This is a genomic window from Mesorhizobium sp. M2A.F.Ca.ET.042.01.1.1 (assembly GCF_003997405.1).
Classification (GTDB): Bacteria; Pseudomonadota; Alphaproteobacteria; order Rhizobiales; family Rhizobiaceae; genus Mesorhizobium.
Window position 1 is genome coordinate 1 of the sequence record NZ_RZRX01000407.1, and the last position, 3,556, is coordinate 3,556.

A 3,556-nucleotide genomic window follows, 5' to 3' on the forward strand; every position below is an offset into this window, starting at 1 on the left:
ATGCTGACCCAGCGGACTGGCCTTGCCGATAGGGTTGAGCTCCACGTCGGCAGCGCTCTCGCCCTGCCTTGGCCGCACGCCACATTCGATGCCGCGGTGACGTTTCACGTTGCGATGAATATCGCCGACCGGCCGCGCCTGTATGCTGAAATCGCGCGCGTGCTGAAACCGGGGGGGATGTTTGCAATCTATGACGTGATGAAGGGGCCAAAAGAGGGTCTGTTGTTTCCGCTACCGTGGGCCGAGACGGAGGAGACGAGTTTTCTTGTGACCACGGGAGAAATGCGCGATCTTCTCGACAATGCGGGCTTTGAGATTATCCGCGAGGAAGATCGGCGTGAAGGTGCCCTCAAACATCATCGGGAAAGATTGGTGGCGCAATCAGCAGCTGGCGGCCCGCCGCCGCTCGGCCTGCACCTGTTGCAGGGACAGGGAGCAAGCCTCAAGTCACGCAGCATGGTGAGCATGCTCGAGACTAACCAGATCACACTCGAGGCCATTGTCGCCCGTCGTCTAGCCTGAGCGAAGGTATAAAGCGCTGTTGCGCGATGCCGGTTTAAGTGCCGCTCACCCTATTGCGCTCTATGGCGCGAGTTCCAGCTCCAAACCCTCCTCCGCTATCGGGTAGAATCCGATTGCTGAGACCGGGATAATGGGCGTAGTGGCCCTTTGCGGGCAGGTTGGGGATCAAAGCAGTCGGTTACCTGAGACGAAGGGGCCATTTGTTGGGGAAATGCCTAGGCCCTGACATGAGAACCAGGATCCCGACTTCACGTTCCCCGTCTCCCGTAGCAAAAAAACAGGCCGCCTTAGTGGCCCGGGCCGGCAAACGTCGCGCAACCGATCGGCTATTCAGAAGCCGGATAAAACGAACCATGGGCTGGAACTGTACCCCAATCGCGGCTCCTGCGCATTTTGGGATCCATTCGATACTTGCGGAACGGTCCCTGTCGACTTGCAATCAAGTTTCGGGGCGACCTTATCGTTTGCGGTTGTGGAACACAGGCTCACGCCCTGCTTTACGGCCACCTTCTTTTCTTTCGCAACGGCAGCACCAGTCATGGCCAGTACGATAGCTGCGCCAATCGAAATAGCGAACCTCATGAACACGCCCCTTCACCCTGCGCACCCGAAATGGATGCGCCGTGTTGACGTTACGGTAACCATGTTGAGCCAGCAAACTTACTTGGACCTATGCTTGGCGATTTGGGACCTCAGTCGCTCAGCTAGTCAGCCAAGCGGAGTAGCCCGGCCACATTGCAGCCGGGCCAAATTAATCACACCACTGGATTTCAGAGCCTTGCCCGCCTTCGACTAAGCCAGGCTGGTCTCCCCAGGCGGCGGTCCTTGTAAGCGCAAAAACCGCCCCGGTCAGACCGGGACGGTAATTGATTTATGATAAAATTGGTTGCGGGACAGGATTTTGAGCCTATCGAGCCTGCTTGCGAAATCCGGTCAACAGACGAAAGTCGGTTGCAAGGTATAATGGCGGTAGCCCTCTACCGACCCATCCCTCAGAATGGAATGCGATGACGTTTGCACCATTGCGGATCGAGACACCCACCGTCCTTGTTGTGCACGCGCAATTCGAGCGGAGGCCGCAATGCAGAAGGTACGAAAACTTACGAGAACCCCCAGTCGGCCTCTGATTATGAAATGGTCTGGTGACGGCTTTGGGCCGAATGCGGAACGTCGGCTTTCAAGATAGCCACGACTAGAGCCGACCCTTTGCATCCGACGCCAACGATCTGCCCTGCGACTGCGATCGAATTCCGGAGCGACAAGGTTGCTGGCCTGTTCGCAAGTTTTGTCAGATGACAGCGAGGTGCGAAGGTCTTCTGCATAGCCCCAGCCGGCTTCGAACTCGCAGCCGGGCAATTTCCGGCCGCCTACTTGGTCGCTTCGAGCTTGTCTATTGCTGCGCCGAAGCCTTTCAGCGAAACCGGAATAGTCACCGGTTTGCGCGTCACCGATTCCATGCCGATGTTCAGCGTCGTCCCCGATCGCATCGCCTTGATCAATTCCGGCGCCAGCGGCACGGCGGCATAGGCGCCGTTCTGGTCGCTTGTCTGGATGGCGACGGTGGCCTTCTTGCCGCTGTCGATCTGGTAGGAGGTCCCCGAAGGCAGAAACAGGCCGTGCGGGAGGGCAAGCAGCATGGCAAAGCCGGCGGCGCCCTGCTGGCGGCGCACGGTGACCGTCAGCACGCGCTGGCCGGTCTTGGCTTCGGTGAGGTTCTGCGAAACCTGGCACTGCAGCTCGGTGCCGGTCGACCCCGAGGAGCAGTTGACCGCCCACGGGTTAGCCTCCGGCGGTTTGGTCTCGGCGGGTTTTGCGTTCTCCGCCCTGGCCAAGCCAGTAAGCAGAAAAAGCGAGCAAAAGGCAGCCGGAAGGTATCCACGCCATCTCCGTACATTAAGCATAACTAATATACTCCAATCGTCCTATATCAATTTTCTGAATTTATAGTCGGCTTAGTCGAGTCCGAGTCGCTGCACGCAAAGCCGATGTTGCTCAACTGCAACATGACTCTAATTTCTGTGATAATACGCTACCGCAACCGTTAAACGCAGCGCAATACCATGTAGTACAGCAAGTATCCGCCGCTCCAATGGTAGAGCATGGCGGCAGCCGGGACGGGTAGATGCGCTCGCGCACGGGGCTGACTGAACGTCGGAGAAATACCGCCGGGCGCCAAATGTGGCGCGGGGGAGCATTGGCTGCATCCCGTCGCTCAGGGATTTTGCTACGCACCTCCGCCCTGACGACCGTCGCTCTCGCCTTGTCGGGCATGACCGCGCATGCCGAGGATGCCGGCCTGTGGCAGCCACAGGTCCGCGCCATCATCGGCGCCAACTCCAACAGCGGCTATTCGGCGCTCGAAGGTTTCCTGCCGATCAAGCAGAACCTCGAATCGGTCCTCTTCCTCGACGTCCGCTCCAAATATGATTTCGACAATGGCTTCGGCCAGGATGTCGGCCTGGGCGTGCGCCGCATCGTCAATCCAGATCTGATGATCGGCGGCTACGCCTATCTCAACATCCAGAACGACACCAGCCACCAGTTCGTCGCGACCACGCTCGGCCTCGAGGCGATCACCTCGAAATACGATGCGCATGTCAACGTCTACCTGCCGATCAGCAAAGACCGCGGCTCGAACGGCACCGATTCGACGCTGTCGCTCGTCGGCAATCAGCTGCTCGAAGAGATTTCGACGATCGACCACCGCACCTATGCCGCATGGGGCATCGAGGGCGAGGTCGGCGTCCAGGCGCCGATCGACCTGCCGGAAAACCAGTCGCTGCGCTTCGATGTCGGCGCCTATCATTTCGCCGATCCGGATGGCGACGACCACGCGACCACCGGCGTCAAGGCGGGGATCGAGTACACCTTCGGCGACGTCATCGGCAAAGGTACGTCGCTGACCTTCACCGGCGAGGTGCGCAACGACAATCGCGACAACACCCAATTCGCCGGCAGCGTCCGGCTGACGGTGCCGTTCAACGCGCCCGGCAAGGGCAGTTCCGCCGATGACGAGCCCGAACCTGTCTCCACC

Annotated in this window: 3 protein-coding genes; 2 read left to right on the top strand and 1 reads right to left on the bottom strand. The window is 59.3% G+C overall.

Features of this window, described 5'->3' with window-relative positions; genetic code table 11:
• Positions 1-522 (top strand): class I SAM-dependent methyltransferase (locus EOA23_RS32740; protein ID WP_127307111.1); only part of this gene is annotated, 522 nt, incomplete at its 5' end.
• A 1,367-nt stretch (positions 523-1,889) separates the two neighbouring features.
• Here the strand turns inward: EOA23_RS32740 and EOA23_RS32750 are convergent.
• A complete protein-coding gene (locus tag EOA23_RS32750) occupies positions 1,890-2,354 on the bottom strand; it encodes an invasion associated locus B family protein (RefSeq protein ID WP_245474420.1) in 465 nt (154 codons plus the stop codon).
• Between the two features lie 389 nt (positions 2,355-2,743).
• Between EOA23_RS32750 and EOA23_RS32755 the strand changes: the two genes are divergently transcribed.
• Positions 2,744-3,556, top strand: an 813-nt coding sequence (locus EOA23_RS32755; protein ID WP_245474421.1) for an inverse autotransporter beta domain-containing protein, incomplete at its 3' end; no start/stop codon positions are given.